The 16,083-nt window shown below is 64.8% G+C and carries 18 protein-coding genes; 8 read left to right on the top strand and 10 right to left on the bottom strand.

Annotation, left to right across the window (positions count from 1 at the left end; translation table 11 throughout):
- The first annotated feature begins 5 nt into the window (after positions 1-5).
- Positions 6-830: a phosphodiesterase gene (locus AC1DYD_RS21845; RefSeq protein WP_478174843.1), complete on the top strand. Its 825-nt coding sequence runs from the start codon at positions 6-8 to the stop codon at positions 828-830.
- Positions 831-837: 7 nt separating this feature from the next.
- On the opposite strand, the gene AC1DYD_RS21850 is transcribed toward AC1DYD_RS21845, so the two are convergent.
- Positions 838-1,257, bottom strand: coding sequence for a response regulator transcription factor (locus AC1DYD_RS21850; RefSeq protein WP_478174844.1), 420 nt, complete (start codon positions 1,255-1,257; stop codon positions 838-840).
- A 397-nt stretch (positions 1,258-1,654) separates the two neighbouring features.
- Here AC1DYD_RS21850 and AC1DYD_RS21855 point away from each other — a divergent pair, with 397 nt between their 5' ends.
- The 7 genes from AC1DYD_RS21855 (at position 1,655) to AC1DYD_RS21885 (ending at position 8,736) form a co-directional block, all read left to right on the top strand.
- Positions 1,655-2,368, top strand: a complete 714-nt coding sequence (locus tag AC1DYD_RS21855) for an ABC transporter ATP-binding protein (protein WP_478174875.1) — start codon at positions 1,655-1,657, stop codon at positions 2,366-2,368.
- Between the two features lie 31 nt (positions 2,369-2,399).
- On the top strand, positions 2,400-3,389 hold the full coding sequence (locus AC1DYD_RS21860) for a PQQ-dependent catabolism-associated beta-propeller protein (protein ID WP_478174845.1): 990 nt from the start codon (positions 2,400-2,402) through the stop codon (positions 3,387-3,389).
- Positions 3,386-4,564 carry a type 1 periplasmic-binding domain-containing protein gene (locus tag AC1DYD_RS21865; protein WP_478174846.1) on the top strand — a complete coding sequence of 393 codons (1,179 nt, stop codon included), beginning with the start codon at positions 3,386-3,388 and terminating at the stop codon, positions 4,562-4,564. Before AC1DYD_RS21860 ends, AC1DYD_RS21865 begins: the two co-directional genes overlap by 4 nt.
- Positions 4,561-5,427 carry an ABC transporter permease gene (locus tag AC1DYD_RS21870; protein WP_478174876.1) on the top strand — a complete coding sequence of 289 codons (867 nt, stop codon included), beginning with the start codon at positions 4,561-4,563 and terminating at the stop codon, positions 5,425-5,427. Before AC1DYD_RS21865 ends, AC1DYD_RS21870 begins: the two co-directional genes overlap by 4 nt.
- Positions 5,424-6,407: a Bug family tripartite tricarboxylate transporter substrate binding protein gene (locus AC1DYD_RS21875; protein ID WP_478174847.1), complete on the top strand. Its 984-nt coding sequence runs from the start codon at positions 5,424-5,426 to the stop codon at positions 6,405-6,407. Before AC1DYD_RS21870 ends, AC1DYD_RS21875 begins: the two co-directional genes overlap by 4 nt.
- Positions 6,408-6,631: 224 nt before the next feature.
- The gene (locus AC1DYD_RS21880; protein ID WP_478174848.1) at positions 6,632-8,425 is read left to right on the top strand and encodes an outer membrane protein assembly factor BamB family protein; all 1,794 of its coding nucleotides are present in this window, start codon (positions 6,632-6,634) and stop codon (positions 8,423-8,425) included.
- Positions 8,425-8,736, top strand: a complete 312-nt coding sequence (locus tag AC1DYD_RS21885; protein WP_478174849.1) for an antibiotic biosynthesis monooxygenase — start codon at positions 8,425-8,427, stop codon at positions 8,734-8,736. Before AC1DYD_RS21880 ends, AC1DYD_RS21885 begins: the two co-directional genes overlap by 1 nt.
- Before the next feature lie 278 nt (positions 8,737-9,014).
- Here the strand turns inward: AC1DYD_RS21885 and AC1DYD_RS21890 are convergent, their stop codons facing one another.
- The 9 genes from AC1DYD_RS21890 to AC1DYD_RS21930 all read right to left on the bottom strand — a co-directional run bounded on the left by AC1DYD_RS21890 (position 9,015) and on the right by AC1DYD_RS21930 (position 15,863).
- On the bottom strand, positions 9,015-10,046 hold the full coding sequence (locus AC1DYD_RS21890; protein ID WP_478174850.1) for a GSU2403 family nucleotidyltransferase fold protein: 1,032 nt from the start codon (positions 10,044-10,046) through the stop codon (positions 9,015-9,017).
- A 662-nt stretch (positions 10,047-10,708) separates the two neighbouring features.
- Positions 10,709-11,032, bottom strand: coding sequence for a hypothetical protein (locus AC1DYD_RS21895; protein WP_478174851.1), 324 nt, complete (start codon positions 11,030-11,032; stop codon positions 10,709-10,711).
- Positions 11,004-11,246, bottom strand: a complete 243-nt coding sequence (locus AC1DYD_RS21900; protein ID WP_478174852.1) for a hypothetical protein — start codon at positions 11,244-11,246, stop codon at positions 11,004-11,006. The genes AC1DYD_RS21895 and AC1DYD_RS21900 overlap by 29 nt, the downstream gene beginning before the upstream one ends.
- Positions 11,247-11,274: 28 nt before the next feature.
- A complete protein-coding gene (locus tag AC1DYD_RS21905; RefSeq protein WP_478174853.1) occupies positions 11,275-11,805 on the bottom strand; it encodes a hypothetical protein in 531 nt (176 codons plus the stop codon).
- Between the two features lie 123 nt (positions 11,806-11,928).
- Complete coding sequence (locus AC1DYD_RS21910; protein ID WP_478174854.1) at positions 11,929-12,483, bottom strand: OmpA/MotB family protein; 555 nt, start codon at positions 12,481-12,483, stop codon at positions 11,929-11,931.
- A gap of 41 nt (positions 12,484-12,524) precedes the next feature.
- The gene (locus AC1DYD_RS21915) at positions 12,525-12,923 is read right to left on the bottom strand and encodes a hypothetical protein (RefSeq protein ID WP_478174855.1); all 399 of its coding nucleotides are present in this window, start codon (positions 12,921-12,923) and stop codon (positions 12,525-12,527) included.
- Positions 12,920-13,309, bottom strand: a complete 390-nt coding sequence (locus AC1DYD_RS21920) for a response regulator transcription factor (RefSeq protein ID WP_478174856.1) — start codon at positions 13,307-13,309, stop codon at positions 12,920-12,922. Before AC1DYD_RS21920 ends, AC1DYD_RS21915 begins: the two co-directional genes overlap by 4 nt.
- A gap of 89 nt (positions 13,310-13,398) precedes the next feature.
- Positions 13,399-14,028: a response regulator transcription factor gene (locus tag AC1DYD_RS21925; protein WP_478174857.1), complete on the bottom strand. Its 630-nt coding sequence runs from the start codon at positions 14,026-14,028 to the stop codon at positions 13,399-13,401.
- A 5-nt stretch (positions 14,029-14,033) separates the two neighbouring features.
- Entirely contained in the window at positions 14,034-15,863 is a 1,830-nt protein-coding gene (locus AC1DYD_RS21930; RefSeq protein WP_478174858.1) for a two-component system sensor histidine kinase NtrB, read from the bottom strand.
- Between the last annotated feature and the right edge of the window lie 220 nt (positions 15,864-16,083).

Here is a 16,083-nt window from a genome sequence, read left to right on the forward strand (position 1 = left end):
CATGCTTGTCGCATCGCTTCGGTCAGGAGGTCGCCTTGCTCATCGCTCAGCTCTCGGATATGCACATCAGGCCGAAGGGCCGGCTCTATCACGGCGTCGCGGATTCCAATCGCATGCTCACCGAGGCAATCCGACACCTGCATTCCCTTGACCGACGGCCTGACCTGGTGCTGCTCACGGGCGATGTTGTCGACGAGGGGCACCCGGATGAGTACGCTGCCGCCCGAGAGTTGCTCGCCGAGCTGACGATTCCGTATCTGGTCATCCCGGGCAACCACGACAGGCGCGAGCCTTTCCGAGCCGCCTTCGCAGACCACGCATACCTGCCCGAGTCCGGCCCGATGCACTACTGCGTCGACGACTACCCAGTCCGAATCGTGGCACTCGATTCGACTGTTCCCGGGTTGCACCACGGCCATATCGAGCAGGCCGGACTGGACTGGCTGCGCACGACGCTCACGTCGAATCCGATCAAGCCGACGGTCGTGATGCTTCATCACCCTCCGTTTGCCTGCGGCATTCCGTACATGGACACGTACAGGTACCTCGAGCCCGAGCCTCTCGCCAAAGTCCTCAGTGATCTTGACAACATTCATCTCGTGCTGTGCGGACACGTGCACCGCCAGATGCTGCATCGCTGGGCGGGAACCGTCGTCTGCGCTTGCCCCAGCACCACCACAGAAATTGCGCTCCGCTTGTCCCCGGACGCGCGCCCCGCATCCTTCATGGGTCCGCCGGCCTGCTTGCTCCACCTCTGGGATGACACCCAAGGGATGGTCAGCCACACCAGCTACATTGGCAGCTTCCAGGGGCCGTTCGACTTTGCATAGTGCTCGATCAGCGCTCCATCCCCTGGCTTGAATCCCATCGCAGGGCCTTGTAGATGGCGTCCAGCAACTGTTGCTGCCGGTAGGGCTTTTGCAGGAAGTCCACGGCGCCGTCTTTGATGACCTGGACGGCCGTCGGAATGTCGACGCTGCCGCTGACGAACACGATCGGTATGCGGACCTCCATCTCGAGCAATCGCTTCTGCAGAGCGAGCCCGCTCATCCCCGGCATGCGCAGGTCCAGCACCAAGCAGCCACGCCAAGTCGGGTCGAGGGCGGTCAGGAACTCGAACGCCGAGCTGAAGACCGCGGCTGCGAGTCCGACCGCAAAGACCAGCTCACGCATCGCGTCCCGACAGGCGTCGTCGTCGTCAACGATGAATACAGTGGGTTCGCTCACCGGCTCCCCCTCCAAGGGTGTGCTGAGCATGGCAACGCGTCGCTTTCCACGCGAGCGCTGACGTCGTCGAAGCACTTCATGGTGCGCCCGAGCTCATCGGCTGCCATTCTTGCGACTTCTTTTCACAAGGAAGAACGACCGCCCCCGGTCAGCTCCACAACTTTGATGAGGCTTCAGCCGCGGCAAGGTGTGGCCGGGCAAGCGCGCGGGCCGGATGGATCCAGATCAAAGGGGCTGTCGCTGGAGCCGCACAAGATGGCCGCTGCGGAAGACGCGTTGATGTATGCGTTTGCCCACTTCCGCGGATGCGCTCGGCGAGAGGCCGCACGCGCAGAAAGAATACTAAGATGACCTACCGATTGGCGGTTGTCGAGGACTCTGCGGCTGCCGACCCCATCCCATGCCACAGACGTTCCCATCGACGACCATGTTGCGGACCACCGGCCTGACCAAGCGCTACGGCGCGCGGGCGGCGTTGAAGGGTCTTTCGCTGACGCTGGCGACAGGGCAGTTCGTGGCCCTGCTGGGGCCCAACGGCGCGGGCAAGTCGACACTGTTCCAGGTGCTCACCGGGCTGTTTGCGGCCGACGAGGGCGAGGTCGAAGTGGCCGGTCATTCGCTCCACCGGTCCGCGTCGGCGGCGTTGCGCCACATCGGCGTCGTGTTCCAGCAGGTGTCGCTCGATCTGGATCTCAGCATCCGCCGGAACCTGCTGTTCCAGGCCGACCTGCACGGCCTGCCGCGGCGGCTGGCGGCGTCCCGCATCGAGGCGGGCTGTGCCCAGCTCGGCATCGACGCCGACCTCGATCGCAAGGTGCGTGAACTGTCCGGCGGCAATCGGCGCAAGGTGGAACTCGTGCGCGCGTTGCTGCATCGACCCGCCGTGCTGCTGATGGATGAAGCCACGGTGGGCCTGGACCCCAAGTCACGCCAGGACCTGATGCGCGCCCTGCATGCGAACGTGCAGGAGCGCGGTGTCTGCGTTCTGTGGGCAACGCACCGGGTGGAGGAGGCCGAAGGCGCCGACCGTGTACTGGTGCTGCACAAGGGCGAACTCCTGGCCGACGGCACGCCCGTCGAGGTGACGCAAGCGCTTGGAGAGCCGACGCTGGAAGCGGGCTTCATCGCGCGCACGGGATGAACACATGGCTGACGTCAGGAAAGACATCGACATGAATGAAGTTGCCCATGTTCTGAAGCGTGTGGCCCGCTCGGTTGCGGCCCTGTCGTGCATGTGCCTCGGCACGGCCGCGGTGGCGCAAGGCACCGCCTATGTATCGAGCGAGAAAGACCAGGCGATCACGCTGATCGACCTGGCCACCCTCCGCGTCAAGGGCACCATCCCGACCTGCAATCGGGGGCGGCACATCCAGCTCACGGCGGATCGCCTGATCATGCTCGCCTGCAGCGAGTCGAACGCCGCCGATGTGATCGACCCGGCGACGGGCAAGTCGCTGCGCCGCATCCCGCTGGGCGACGAGCCCGAGGCCTTCGACCTGTCGCCGGACGGCAAGACCATCTATGTCTCCAACGAGGACGAAGGCGCGGTCAGCTTCATCGATGCGGCGAACGGCAAGGTGCTCAAGTCGATCAAGGTCGGCAAGGAACCCGAAGGCGTGAAGGTCAGCGCAGACGGCAAGACGCTGTACGTGACTTCCGAAGTCGCCAGTCTCGTGCACGTGATCGACGTCGCCAGCGGTGCCATCGTCAAGAACGTGAAAGTCGGCAAGCGGCCGCGCCGCATGGCCTTCACGCCCGACGGCAAGGAACTGTGGGTCACCAACGAACTCGACGCCAGCGTCAGCATCATCGATACGGCCACCCGCCATGTGGTCGGCAGCCTGAAGTTCGAAGTCAAGGGCGCGCGCAGCGAAGACATCACGCCGGTGGGCATCCAGATGTCGCGCGACGGCAAACGCGCCTTCGTGGCGCTGGGCAGGGCCAACCACGTCGCGTTCGTCGACGTGCCGCAGCGAAAGGTCACGAATCTCGTCCTGGTCGGCAAGCGCGCGTGGAACGTCACGCTCGACAAGGCCGAAGCCCGGCTGTATGTGGTCAACGGCTTGAGCGACGACGTCACCGTGGTCGATGTCGCAGCGGCCAAGCCGATCAAGAGCATCCCCGTCGGCCGCGTGCCTTACGGCCTGGTGGTGGTCGAATGAAGTGGTCCGCCTGCTGCGTCGGCGTGTCGCTGCTGCTTGCGGGGCCGGCGTCGAGCGGACAGCCGACGGGTGCCATCACTGCGTTGAAGGCGACGCTGATCTCGCCCAGTCCCGACGCGCGGCTCGAACGGTCGCGCGTTGAGCGCCATTTCCTGGGCCACCCTGACGGCCCCGCGAGTGACGGCTTGCAGGTCGCGCTGGACGAAGGCCAGTTCGAACTCGACTCCGTCGATGCGGCCGTCACGCTGGCGAAGCAGTCCGCCGACTCGCCGGAGGCCGCACGCGCGGCCGCGCAGGCGGCCGAAAAGTCCGGCGCCGCCGTGCTCGTGACGGATCTTCCCGCGGATTGGACGCTGGCCGTGGTCGATGCCGTGAAGCTGCCGGTGATCAACATCGGCGAGGCCGCCGACCGCCTGCGCGAACAGGACTGCCGGGCCCACCTGTTCCACATCCTTCCGAGCGAGCGCATGCGCGCCGACGCACTGGCGCAAACGCTCGTGTCGCGCAAGTGGAGCAAGTTGCTGCTGCTCGTCGGCCCGAGTGTGCAGGACCAGTTGCGTGCTGCCACGGCGCAAGCTTCGATCAAGCGCTACGGCTTGCAAGTGGTCGAGACGCGGCCCTTCAAGCTTTCCGGCGACCCGCGGGAGCGCGACCTGGCCAATCCGCTGCTGTTGACGGCCGGCAGCACCTACGACGCCGTCTGGGTGGTCGACAGCGACGGCGAATTTGCGCGCGGCTTGCCGTACCGGATCGTGTTGCCTCGCCCGGTGGTGGGTGATGCGGGGCTGGTGGCGCTGGCCTGGCATGCGCAGTTCGAGCGCTACGGCGCGCCGCAGGTGTCACGCCGCTTCGCCAAGGCGGCCGGCCGGCCCATGGCCGCCAGCGACTGGTCGGCGTGGATGGCGGGCAAGGCGCTGCTCGCGGCCGCCATCGCGGCGCCGAAAGGGCCCGCCGCCAGTTGGGCGCAGGCGCTCGCCAAGACGCCGCTCGACGGTTCCAAGGGCACGAGTCTGACCTTTCGTTCCTGGGATGGGCAGTTGCGCCAGACCGTCCTGCTCACCGACGGCCAGGGCGTGATTTCGCAGGCGCCGGTCGATGGCCTGCTGCACCCGAGCAACGTGCTGGATACACTGGGCGCGGACGCCCCGGAGAAGCGATGCACGACGATGCGATGATTCCCGTCGAAGCCGGCGCGGCAGAACTTGCGCCGCGCCACGGCCTCGCGCATGCGCTGCAGGCCATGCAGGCGATCGTCATGCGCGAACTGCTCAAGTTCTCGCGGCAGACCGGCCGGCTGGTGTCGGCGCTGGTGCGTCCGCTGTTGTGGCTGGCGGTGTTCGCGGCGGGCTTTCGCAACGTGTTCGGCGTCGCGATCGTCGAGCCCTACGACACCTACATCCCTTATGACGTCTACATCGCGCCGGGCCTGGTGGGCATGGTGCTGCTGTTCAACGGGATGCAGTCGTCGCTCGCGATGGTCTACGACCGCGAGATGGGTCTGATGCGGCTGCTGCTCACCGCACCCTTGCCGCGCGCATGGCTGCTGTTTTGCAAGCTCTGCGCGACGGCCCTGCTGTCGGTACTGCAGGCCCTGGCCTTCGTGATCGTCGCGACCTTGATCGGCACCGACCTGCCTCTCCTTTCGCTGGGCGGGCTGCATGCCTTGCTGGCGCTGGTCTGCGGGGCGCTGATGCTGGGCGCGCTCGGCCTGCTGCTGTCGGTGCACATCAAGCAGCTCGAGAACTTTGCCGGCACGATGAACTTCGTGATCTTTCCGATGTACTTCATGTCCACCGCGCTTTACCCGCTGTGGAAGCTGCGCGAGTCGGGCGCCGGATGGGTCTATCAGCTGGCCCGCTTCAACCCGTTCACCCACGCCGTCGAATGGATCCGGTTTGCGTTGTATGGCAAGGACCCCGGCGATGCGCCGTGGGTCGTGCTCGGGTGCCTGGCGGTCTTCTTCGTGCTGGCCTGCTGGGGCTACGACCCGCAGCGCGGTTTTGGTGGATTGACGAAGCGCGGCGGAGGTTCGGCATGAACACCGGCCGCCGCCGCTGGCTGGGACGTGCGGCCGCGCTGGCGCTGACTGCGGGGCCTCTGGCGCACGCGCTGGCAGCCGAAGCCTTTCCTTCCCGGCCGATCATGATGTGGGTGCCATGGGCGGCGGGTGGCGCGACCGACCTGACGCTGCGGCTCCTGGCCGAACTCGCCGCGCCGGCGCTCGGCCAGCCCGTGGTGGTGGCGAACCGCGCCGGCGCCGGCGGCACGCTGGCGATGCCGATCCTGCAGCAGGCCGAACCCAACGGCTACACCATCGCGCAGATGCCGCAGCCGGTCTTTCGCGCGCCGTTCATGCAGAAGGTGCTGTGGGATCCGGTGCGAGACGTCACGCCCATCATCCAGATTTCGGGCGTCACATTCGGGGTGCTGGTGCGCGCTGCCAGCCCGCTGCGCTCGCTCGACCAGCTGTTCGACTTCGCACGTGCACGGCCCGGCGAGTTGAGCATCGCCACCAATGGCGTCGGCACCACGCCGCATCTCGTGCTCGAGGCGCTGTTCACCGAGCGCGGGCTGAGCTACATCCATGTGCCGTACAAGGGCACCGCCGAGCTGACCCTGGCGGTGGCGTCGGGCCAGGTGATGGTCGGGGTCAGTTCCACCGGCTTCGCGCCCGAGGTCGATGCGGGCCGCCTGCGGCTGCTCGCGACCTTGGGGGCGCAGCGCTCCGGGCGCTGGCCGCAGGTGCCGACATTGCGCGAACTGGGCTTCGACATCGTGGCGATGTCGCCCTACGGGCTGGCCGGCCCGCGCGGATTGCCAGCCGACGTACTGGACGTGCTGCATGGCGCCTTCAAGAAGGCCCTGTTCGACCCGCGGTTCGGCGAAGACCTGGCAAGGTACGACCAGGAGATCGCCTACCTTGGCCCGGAGGACTACGCGAACGCCTGCCGCGAAGAATACGCCAGGGAGCGTGCGGTCGCCGAACGAATGAAGGGCTCGCGCGGCGCGGGTGGCTGAGGACGGCGTCGAAAATCGCGGCCGCGGCGCCTTTGACTTGAACTTCCGGCGGCTTGCCACGTACGTGGACATACGTGGTCGCCGGGATTGCGCTCTCGGAGGCCACACTTCCAAAATCTTCCGTGTGGGACCAAGATCCCTCGACGCGACCTGCCCAGGTCGATTGAAGCGTCTCCAGTTCAAGCTCCACATCGCCTTCCCTCCTACACGATCGGGATAGAAGCATGAAAAAGATCCTCATCATCATCGGCGTGCTGGTTGTGGCAGGCGCGGCCATCGCGGGAGCGCTCTACCTCACGTTCCCTGTACAGATGACGACCTACGGCGCCATGGGACTCAACTTTCTCAAGTCCTTTGCTGCGCCACCAGGAACGCTGACCACCGAGACGAACTCCGATTACAAAGCGCCTGTGGCCGCAGTGCCCTCACCACCGCCCGTCGATGCCGCATGGCCCGGTGCTGCCGCCAGCGACTGGCCGAGCTATAACAGGACCCCGTCCTCGCAGCGGTTCTCGCCGCTCGACCAGATCAACGCGAAGAATGTCGGGAACCTGAAGATCCAGTGCGTCTACGAGGTCGGGGAGATCACGGCCTTCGAATCCGGCCTGCTCATGGTGAACAACGCCCTGATCGGCTCTACAGAGTTCGACATCTTCTCGATCAATCCGGCCACGTGCGCGCAGAACTGGCGCACGCATCTGGACTATCCCCCAGGCCTTCTGCCTTCCAACCGTGGCCCCGCCTACATGGACGGCCTGCTGTTTCGTGGCACGCAGGACTGCCGGGTGCTGGCCTTCGACTTCAAGACAGGCAAGCAGGTGTGGGAGACGACGATTTGCGATCCAAAACGCGGCGAGTCGGTGCCGTCGTCGCCGATCGCGTGGGATGGCCTCGTTTACGTCGGCAATGCCGGCGGGGACTACAAGGGCGGCAAGGGCAAGGTGTACGGTCTCGACGCGAAGACCGGCAAGGTCGTCTGGCAGTTCTTCCTCATTCCCAAAACCGAGGGCGATGTCGTCCGTGGCCCGGTGGGCAAGTCGCCGCTGGACGCGAAGACGTGGAACAACGCGCCAGGCATACCGATCAGCGGCGGCGGAACCTGGACCTCCTACACCCTCGACATCAAGAACGGCTTGCTCTACGTGCCGGGAGGCAATCCGGCTCCCGACTTCGCTTCGGGGGCACGGGCTGGCGAGAACCTCTTCACGGACTCGGTSGTGGTGCTCGAYGCCAARACGGGCGACTACAAGAACAACTTCAAGGTCGTGAAGAAGGACTGGCATGACTGGGACGTGTCCAGCCCGCCCATCCTGCTTCAGACCATGGGTGGCAAGCAGCTCATGTCGGTCGCACCGAAGGACGGYCACCTCTATGGCTACGACCTTGCCTCCAACAACCTGCTGTACCGCGTTCCCATCACCACGGTCGAGAATGCCGAAGGCACGTTCGCCGTCGGTCAGAAGGTTCACTTCTGTCCGGGCCCGGTCGGAGGCACTGAATGGAACACCCCGGGTTTCGATCCGACGACGAACCTCATCATCAGCGGCACCGTCGATTGGTGCGATACGGTGACGATCAAGACGGACGAGAGATTGCGGTCTGTGGACGTTGGCCAACCCTGGACCGGAATGGCGACGTTGAACCCTATCAACATGTTCGGCAAGGAAGACCGTACCGACGGGCACTGGGCCGGATGGGTCTATGCCAGCGATGCGGACACCGGCGTCTGGAAATGGCGGGCCAAGTCCAACTACCCTTTCGTGGCCGGCATCACGCCGACGGCCGGTGGCATCGTGTTCGTGGCGGACGTCGGCGGAAACTTCTACGCATTGGATTCCTCCACCGGCCAGAAACTCTGGGGCGGTCCGCTCGGAACCGGCGGCGGGATCGGCGGCGGGATCATCACCTACACCGTGGATGGCGTGCAGAAGGTGGCCGTAGCCGACAACTTCACGATGGCCGCGTGGCCCATCAAGCCGAGGCGCGCAAGGATCGTCGTCCTGGGGCTGGCAGGCTGATGGACATCAGCGAGGGCTTGGTGCTGACATTCAAGGCCAGGCAAGGCCACGAAGAACATGTCACACAGTGCCTGCGCGACGCCCGCACCTTGGTCGAAGATGAGCCGGATACGCGTGCATGGTTCGCGCTGCTATTGGACGCAGAACACTTCGGCATCTTTGACGTCTTGCCGGACAACGGCGCGCGCTTCGCGCACCTGACCGGGCACGTGCCGCGCGAACTGGCCAAACACGCGCTGACGCTGCTGGGCGGCATGCCGGACATGCACCTGCCGGACGTGGTGTCAGTCAGCTACCAGTCGACGAGCTGACGAGTGCGCGGCGCTGGCTGCGGCTCGCGCCTTGGAGCCGCGCCGCAGCCGGTCCACGATCGAGGCGGCAGTGACGATCGTGCGCCCGTTTGGCCACCGAAGTAGTACAGCCAGCCGAAGACTGCAGGCTTGAGCCGCATCGCTTGGGCCGGCGCGATGGTCTATCTGTCGCACCTTGCGATCGCTGATTCTTCATGCTCATTGGACTGCCGAAAAGCGGACAGTCGTGACCGACGGCTCCTGGCCGCATTCTGCCTGTCGCTGGCCGACGCCTGACATCAGGAATCGAGCGCCATCTCGAACTGTTCAAGCGTTTGCGGATGACCGGCCAGTGCTCGGCGCAGGGCGCGCAACCGCTTCTTCACTACCGCCTGCATGCCGGTTGGCAACTCGGCGAACGACTCGACGAGCGCTTCATCTTGCTGCTCGACCAAGATTGCTGCCAGCGTGGCAGCCTGAATCAGGTCCTTTTCTGCCTTCTCTGGAAAGCCCTGGCGCGACGAGCTCGAGTAAAGCTTGTGCCAGACGAAACGCTCGGCCCGAGGCAGCATCAGGGGAATGCAGTGGCCGCCCGCCAGGACCGCGCCGGGCTGCGGTTGCTCCAGCAAGTAGTCGAAATACGGCACGGCCTCGGCGTGCCACATCAACTGCGGGACGGGGACGGGCTTACCCAGTTTCTTGCCGTCGACCAAGAGGTCGACGCGTAGGCCTTCTCGCCCTTTCAACTTCAATGACGTCGATGGCGCCTGGCTAGGCATGCCCGGCACCGGCGAGAAGCCCAGCCTTGTAGCCGTCATTGCATCGAGGAATGACTGCGGCGCACCCAACTTGAGGTGCTTGCGTGTAGCAAGGTCCACATCTTGGGTTCGACCTGCAACGGCTTTTGCACCCAACTCATTGAGCCAGGCCATGTAAGCCAGTGTTCCAACCAGGACGAGGCCTCCCTCAAGCAGGTTCCGATTGTGCAACTCGACCAGGACGCTCGCGACCCCCTTGTCGGCCACCTGAAAACCAAGAGTCCGGAGGTTGCGGACCTGCGCGTTAGCCCACTGCGCAAATTCAATCTGCCGTTCAGCCTCGATAAGTGCGTCCCGGTCGCCGTCCTTGCCAATCAGTTGCTCCGACTTTGTCCCGGGCACCGGGTAGTAGACCCTGTACCAGTAGGCGTAGCCCGTACCGTCGCGCTTGACGAGCGTACCGGGCGTACCGGGAAGCAGTGGTGCGCCGGACGAGCTACGCTCCTTCAGTTCAGCGTACTGCGTTCGGAAGGCCAGTTCCTGCAGGCGAAAGAGAGGGTTCGGGAGCGGCATCGCGGAAGTTACCCAACAAAACGTCATTTTAGTGGGTAAATTCGTGCGCAGCGGCCGGGCGCGGCGCCGTTGTGTTCCTCGCCTGCAGGTGAAGCTCGCGTCCCTGGGGGTGAACGAAAGCGGGCGTTCGCTCTTGTAGCAAGGGTAGCTGCACGAGCAAGTAGTTGATTTGCATGTGCCAGGTTCAGCCCTTGTCGCACATCGACACCTGCGAAGGCTGCGTGGTGGTAGATTGCTCCGATGCGCAAACGTCGGGCCCTGCTCGCCGCCTTGTTGGTCGGGGTGGGGGTGAGTGTTGGCGTGGTGTTCCTGGTGACGAAATCCCCCATGCCGTCGTCGAACAAGCTCATGCCCTACCTGGACATCCCGGTGGGCGGCATCCCTGTCGGCGCCCCGTGGTTCTTCACTTGGAACGATGCACCCTTCGCCCTCGTGCGCACCTCCGGCGAGATGCTCGATGATCTGCAGGCGCAAACCATCCATACCTGGAGTCAGCGCCCGATCCCGGCGGATCGTCCGGCGTTCTTTGTCTACTCCCTGGTGAGTCCGGTCCTTGGGTGCGTGGCGCGCCATGCGGCCGCGCCTGCGGCGGTCCCCCTGCCCTTCCTGCTTCGGCTTGGCTCGCACAACGGCACCGCGGTATCACGATGGCCGTTTCCTCATCAGATCAAGCACTTGCGCGCGCCGCCGTCGTCCAGCTCTTCCCGACCCTGGGTATCGGGCATTTTGGAATCGACCAGACCGTACACGATGGCAATAAGGAGCAACTCCGCGGCGACCGAATTTCGCACACGCGTCGCCGAGGCGATGGCCTGGTCAAATTGTTTGCGCCGGTCGTCCGGGATCAGTCCGTCGTCCAGAAACGGACTCACGACCGTGCGCATGCGCTGATGGACGACGAATTCGGAAACGATCAGCAGAGGCAGCGCAATGAGCAGGCGAACTTGCAGCTCGAGGTCATGAAGAAACGGGAAGATCGACGCCACGCCCCAGCGTGTGGCCTTCGGCGAAGGACCGCACCAGCAGCGGCATCCAGGCCAGAAGCACCATGACGACCGCCCGCCGGTGCGCCAGGTTTCCTGCATCGTCTGCGAGCCGGGCCCGCCGCCAAAACTGAAACAACGAACCACCGAGTACGAGCGAGAACTCATCCGGGCCAAGTTTGCCCGACTTGGCGGCGCCCGCAATCACAGTGGCCATCGCACGACCTCTCCGTAGCCCGCGCGCTTCAGCGGATGACGGCCCGGCGATAGCTGCGCCGCGCCACGCCGGCATACGACACCGGCGTCATTGGCATGCCGATGACGTCGATGAATACCGAGACCTCAGCGCCCTTTGCTGGCATCTCGCCCTGAAGCACCTGAACCGTGTAGGACAGGTCGGCACCATTCATTTCAGGGGACTTGAGAACTGCCACGACCTGCCGCAGTTCCTTGCCCTCGACGATGGAGATGTCCGCATTGGGCGGATCGGAAAGAAAGCTGTCCTTCCCCTGGCTCCAAAACGGCACGAATGCGGACGTCTTCATGTTGCCCGCGATACGTTCAGGGCGATCGGAAAAGAACACCGTGATCGGGCTCACTCCGTGCAGGGTCAACTTCTTGGTCGCCTTTTCAAAGCTCATGCTGTTCGCCGTTTGAACGAACAGGAAATCAGCCTGCTTGGCAGGCTGCACAGCATCCTGAGCCACTGCTGTCGAGAGCGCGGTCGCGGACGCGAGCAGGGTCGCGGAAGAAACAAAGATTCGTCGGGTCGTCATAACCATCTCCAGTAAGTTGAAGCGTCTACAGGTGCCGATCGGCCTGCGTGATCTTGCATTCGGTGCGGCCTGGTACGCATTGCGGTTGATGGGCTTCGTCCCGACCGCAACGCGGTCAATCTGCTACGGCCGGCTGGCCGCCGAGATCACGATCTCGACGCGGCGGTTCTTCGCCCTGCCCTGCGGCGTGTCGTTGCTCGCCACTGGCCGCGCTTCTCCAAAGCCCTGGGCCGAGATCGTCGCCGACGGCACGCCCTTCGAGCTGAGGTAGCGCACCACGTCGTCCGCTCGCGCCGACGAGAGCTCGAGATTGGAGGGAAACCGCGACTTCAGCGTGCCGCCGATCGGCAGGTTGTCGGTGAACCCCTGGACAATGATCTGTTGGCCCGGCAGGTTCGACAGGGTCGGCGCGATCTTGGCCAGGGTCTCCTCACCCTTCGCGTTGAGCGTCCAGCCGCCTTCGGGGAACAGCACCTCGTTGACCAGTGTCACCTTGAGCTGGTTCTGCAACTGGGTGATCTGCGCCTGGTCGCTGGTCAGCTCGCCCGAGAGCTTGGTGTTGAGCGCCTGGTAGGTGTCGGCGGTGCTCACTTCCTTGTTGTAGGTCTGCTTGGTCACGCATCCCGCGGCCAGCAGGGCGGCGCACAGAATCAGACCGAACTTGGTGATGGACTTCATGATCTACTCCTTCGACGTTGAACAAATGGGATCGGGTGAGCTCAGTCCAACGCGACGCGTCGCGTGTCCTGCCGCGTCCAGGACAGCAGCAGCGTGACGATGGCGTGGACCGCAGCAGCGGGCCACAACAGCGGGCCCGCAAGGTGCAGGACTGCGCCCACATAACCGAAATACCCGGCGACAAAGGCGCTGTATGTCCACATCGCCCAGAACGCGGCCGAGCTTGGACGCTGGCGTTGCGGCCAGCACGCCAATCCCAGCGCGAGAAGCGCAACACCCAGGATTCGGCCGAGCAACATCGCCAGTTCGGTGATCTCCGCCCGCACCAGCAATGCGATGACAACCGAAGGGAGGGCCATGAGAGCAATGCCCGTGCCAGCCTCCGCGGCCGAGGCGAAGATAAGGATCTTCCGCAACCTGCTGAAGTCCGATTCGATCATGGCGAAGATCCCCGTACAGAGCCGATGGCGCTGTCGATGGCCGCCAACAACGCGGCGTCGTTCACAGGCTTGCACAGATAGGCCGTCGCGCCCAGGTGCAGGGCCCGCGCGCGCGACTCGGGCGTGTCGTGCCCCGTGATGACCACGACAGGCACGGCAGCATGCGCGAGGGCAAGCGCGCTCTGGACGTCGAAGCCGCTCATTTCGGGCATATGCAAGTCGAGCACCAGGCAGTCCGGTTGATGGTCCGCGATGGAGCGCAAGAAATCCGCGCCGGACGCGAAGGTCTCGACAGCGAAGCCAGCGGAGGAAACGAGCCGGGTCAAGGCCACGCGCACATCGGCATCGTCGTCCACCACGGCCAGCAGGGAGGTCTTGCTTTCCATCGTGCCCTCACGCTAACAGCCGAAGGCGGTCGCTCCAACTGGACCTTGGTCCAGGTTTCTGGCGCGCTGCAGGCGCGAAAGGCGAGACTTCAGGTGTTGGGCGATGAGCCGACGCCGGCGCGCTCGGCCAGCTTGACCAGATCGGCGACGACGCGCACACCCATCTTGCGCATCAGGTTGCCACGATGGAACTTGATCGTCTTCTCGACGGTGCCGAGCTCGGCGGCGATTTGCTTGTTCAGCTTCCCGGCCACGATCTGCTCGAGAACCTGCCGTTCGCGGTCCGTCAGCGATGCGAGGCACTGCGAGACGCGCTCGCGCTGCGCATTCACGTGACGCTGGGCCAGGTTGCCGGCCAAGGCTTGCTGGATCGCGGCGATCAACTCGGTGTCGTTGACCGGCTTGGTCAAGAAATCCTTCGCGCCATGCTTCATCGCCTGGACGCTCGCAGCGATGTCGCCCCGACCGGTGAGAAAGACGATCGGCAGCGGGCTGGCCTGTTGTTCGAGGGCGTGTTGCAGCTCCAGGCCGCTCAACCCCGGCAGCGCGAGGTCGAGCACCAGGCAACCCGGCGCCTTCGGGTCGTAGCTGTCGAGGAACTGACGAGGCGACGAGAACGCGACGGCCTTCAGTCCAACGGATTCGAGCAGCCGCTCGATCGCCCTCAACAGGTCGGGATCGTCGTCGACCAGGTAGACCGTGGGCGTCAGTTCTTCCATGGCTTTCAGTCTCGCGTCGCCGGCAGTTCGCAATGCAGCGTGGCACCCGCATCCGCGTTGTTGGTCGCCCACAGCCGGCCACCATGGGCCTCGGCAATCGATCGGCAGATGGCCAGACCCAGGCCCAGGCCGTGCGGCTTGCTGGTGACAAAAGGATCGAATATCCGCTCGAGATCCGCCGGGGGTATTCCCGAGCCGTGGTCAGCAACGGAGAACTCGACGTTGCCCTCTGCGGTTCTGCCCGTTCGCACCAGCAGCCGGCGCGAGTTTTCGCCGCCGTCCATGGCGTCGCATCCGTTCATCATGAAGTTCAACAGCACCTGTTGCAACTGGTTCCGGTCGCCGCTCACGGGCGGCAGCGAATCGCCCAAGTCCGCGCTGGCCACCACATGGCGGTTCAACAGGTCACTGCGAATCAGACGCAGCGATTCCTGGACCACGTCGTTGATGTCCAGAAGATCATGCTGCGCGTCTTCCTTCCTGAGCATGGATCGCAGCCGCTGGATCACCGCGCCGGCACGGTGATCGCACCTGACGATGTCGGTCAGGATCTCGGCGAGCTTGTCGACCCGCGGCGGGCTTTGCGCGAGAAAGCGCTGCGCCGCCTGCGCATTGCTCAGAATGGCCGCCAGCGGCTGGTTGAGTTCGTGCGCGAGCGATCCGGACAGCTCGCCCAGCATCGCGACCCGCGACAGGTGCGCGAGCTCGTCGCGCTGGCGGGCCGTCGTCCGCTCGACGCGTCTGCGTTCAGTGACGTCGACGACCGAGGCCAGGATGAACAGCCCCTTTCCGGTCGACATCGGACTGAGTGCGACCTCCACCGGAAATTCGCCTCCATCGTTGCGGCGTGCGAAGAGCTCGCGTCCGGCCCCCATCGCCCGCGTCCGCGGGTCCTTGCCGTATGACCCTCGCAAGCCGACATGGGGACCGCGAAAGCGTTCAGGGATCAGCATCTCGACAGGCTTCGCGACGAGAGTTGCACGCGAGTAGCCGAACATGGCTTCTGCCTGCGCGTTGGCCAGCGTGATCATGCCCCTGTGGTCAACCAGAAGAATGGCGCTGGGAACGGCTTCGACGACCGCGCGGAAACGCAGCTCGCTTGCGCGCAGCCGCGCCGCCAGTTGCCCGGCTGCGATCACGTCCCAGCCAAGTTCGTAGCCCATGGCGATCACGACAACGAAAACGCCCGGCATGACGATCGTCGGGGCGTGAACCAGGCCCAGCGTGATCAAGGCGGCCAAGCCCGCGACAGTGATGATGAAGATCGCGAGACTTCCGCCGACGATCGTTGCGCGGCGGCGTCCATCGGATCCGCCCCGGCGCCATAGCGTGAGGGAGGCATCCACGACGAAGACGAGCAGGATCACATTCCCGATCTGCGGAATGATCCCCCATGGATTGACAACACCGACCGGCCCCGCGACGATCGGGCCGCCCCAGAACGTGGTCAGATCCAGCGATGAAACCTCGCTGAAGTTGATGTTTGCGCCGGTGATGAAGTTCAGCGCGAGCGCCAACAGCCGGAGCTGGGTGGCCGCCCAGGCAAGCCAGAGGCTTCCGGCGTCGAAATAGAACCGGACGAACCAGACGATCGACAGCACGGCCATTGCCAGCGGCACATGCGCCCAACGCAATGTCGTGGCGTAGCCGGCAGCAGATGTCGAGCGCATCATGGCCAACTCGAAGGCGCCGAAGACCGTCGCAGACGCCGCGAGCGCGAAGAACAGAAGATGGGCGTACTGCGATTTCTGCCTGAGCCAGACGAAAAGGTGAATCACGCCGAGCGTCAGGGTCGCAGCGGACATGGCGATCCAGGCGATTTCGACCCAGTTCATCTCATTGCCGGGAAAGTTGCCGCCGCATCCCATTGATGCGCAATCCGGCCGGCGGTGGTCGCCGCGATCGACTTCGCTTCGCGACGGGTGCCAGCCGCCTCGGTGCCTGGGCCGCGCCGGTTGCCTGCGTTCATCCACACCTCGGGCATCTTGGGTCAATCCAGTGTTGGGAGCTGGCCGAACGTTGTGCGAGCAGTCCGCCGCTAGCGGTCTTGTCGAA

The sequence above is a fragment of the Variovorax sp. P4_B11 genome (assembly GCF_056402355.1).

What these genes read in the sequence shown, in the direction of transcription:
- AC1DYD_RS21885 (WP_478174849.1), top strand. Translation starts at nt 8,425, where the DNA reads ATGGACATCAGCGAGGGCTTGGTGCTGACATTCAAGGCCAGGCAAGGC.
- AC1DYD_RS21930 (WP_478174858.1), bottom strand. Translation starts at nt 15,863, where the DNA reads ATGAACTGGGTCGAAATCGCCTGGATCGCCATGTCCGCTGCGACCCTG.
- AC1DYD_RS21910 (WP_478174854.1), bottom strand. Translation starts at nt 12,483, where the DNA reads ATGAAGTCCATCACCAAGTTCGGTCTGATTCTGTGCGCCGCCCTGCTG.
- AC1DYD_RS21865 (WP_478174846.1), top strand. Translation starts at nt 3,386, where the DNA reads ATGAAGTGGTCCGCCTGCTGCGTCGGCGTGTCGCTGCTGCTTGCGGGG.
- AC1DYD_RS21900 (WP_478174852.1), bottom strand. Translation starts at nt 11,246, where the DNA reads ATGGCCACTGTGATTGCGGGCGCCGCCAAGTCGGGCAAACTTGGCCCG.
- AC1DYD_RS21870 (WP_478174876.1), top strand. Translation starts at nt 4,561, where the DNA reads ATGATTCCCGTCGAAGCCGGCGCGGCAGAACTTGCGCCGCGCCACGGC.
- AC1DYD_RS21920 (WP_478174856.1), bottom strand. Translation starts at nt 13,309, where the DNA reads ATGGAAAGCAAGACCTCCCTGCTGGCCGTGGTGGACGACGATGCCGAT.
- AC1DYD_RS21925 (WP_478174857.1), bottom strand. Translation starts at nt 14,028, where the DNA reads ATGGAAGAACTGACGCCCACGGTCTACCTGGTCGACGACGATCCCGAC.
- AC1DYD_RS21915 (WP_478174855.1), bottom strand. Translation starts at nt 12,923, where the DNA reads ATGATCGAATCGGACTTCAGCAGGTTGCGGAAGATCCTTATCTTCGCC.
- AC1DYD_RS21890 (WP_478174850.1), bottom strand. Translation starts at nt 10,046, where the DNA reads ATGCCGCTCCCGAACCCTCTCTTTCGCCTGCAGGAACTGGCCTTCCGA.
- AC1DYD_RS21850 (WP_478174844.1), bottom strand. Translation starts at nt 1,257, where the DNA reads ATGCTCAGCACACCCTTGGAGGGGGAGCCGGTGAGCGAACCCACTGTA.
- AC1DYD_RS21855 (WP_478174875.1), top strand. Translation starts at nt 1,655, where the DNA reads ATGTTGCGGACCACCGGCCTGACCAAGCGCTACGGCGCGCGGGCGGCG.
- AC1DYD_RS21875 (WP_478174847.1), top strand. Translation starts at nt 5,424, where the DNA reads ATGAACACCGGCCGCCGCCGCTGGCTGGGACGTGCGGCCGCGCTGGCG.
- AC1DYD_RS21860 (WP_478174845.1), top strand. Translation starts at nt 2,400, where the DNA reads ATGAATGAAGTTGCCCATGTTCTGAAGCGTGTGGCCCGCTCGGTTGCG.
- AC1DYD_RS21905 (WP_478174853.1), bottom strand. Translation starts at nt 11,805, where the DNA reads ATGACGACCCGACGAATCTTTGTTTCTTCCGCGACCCTGCTCGCGTCC.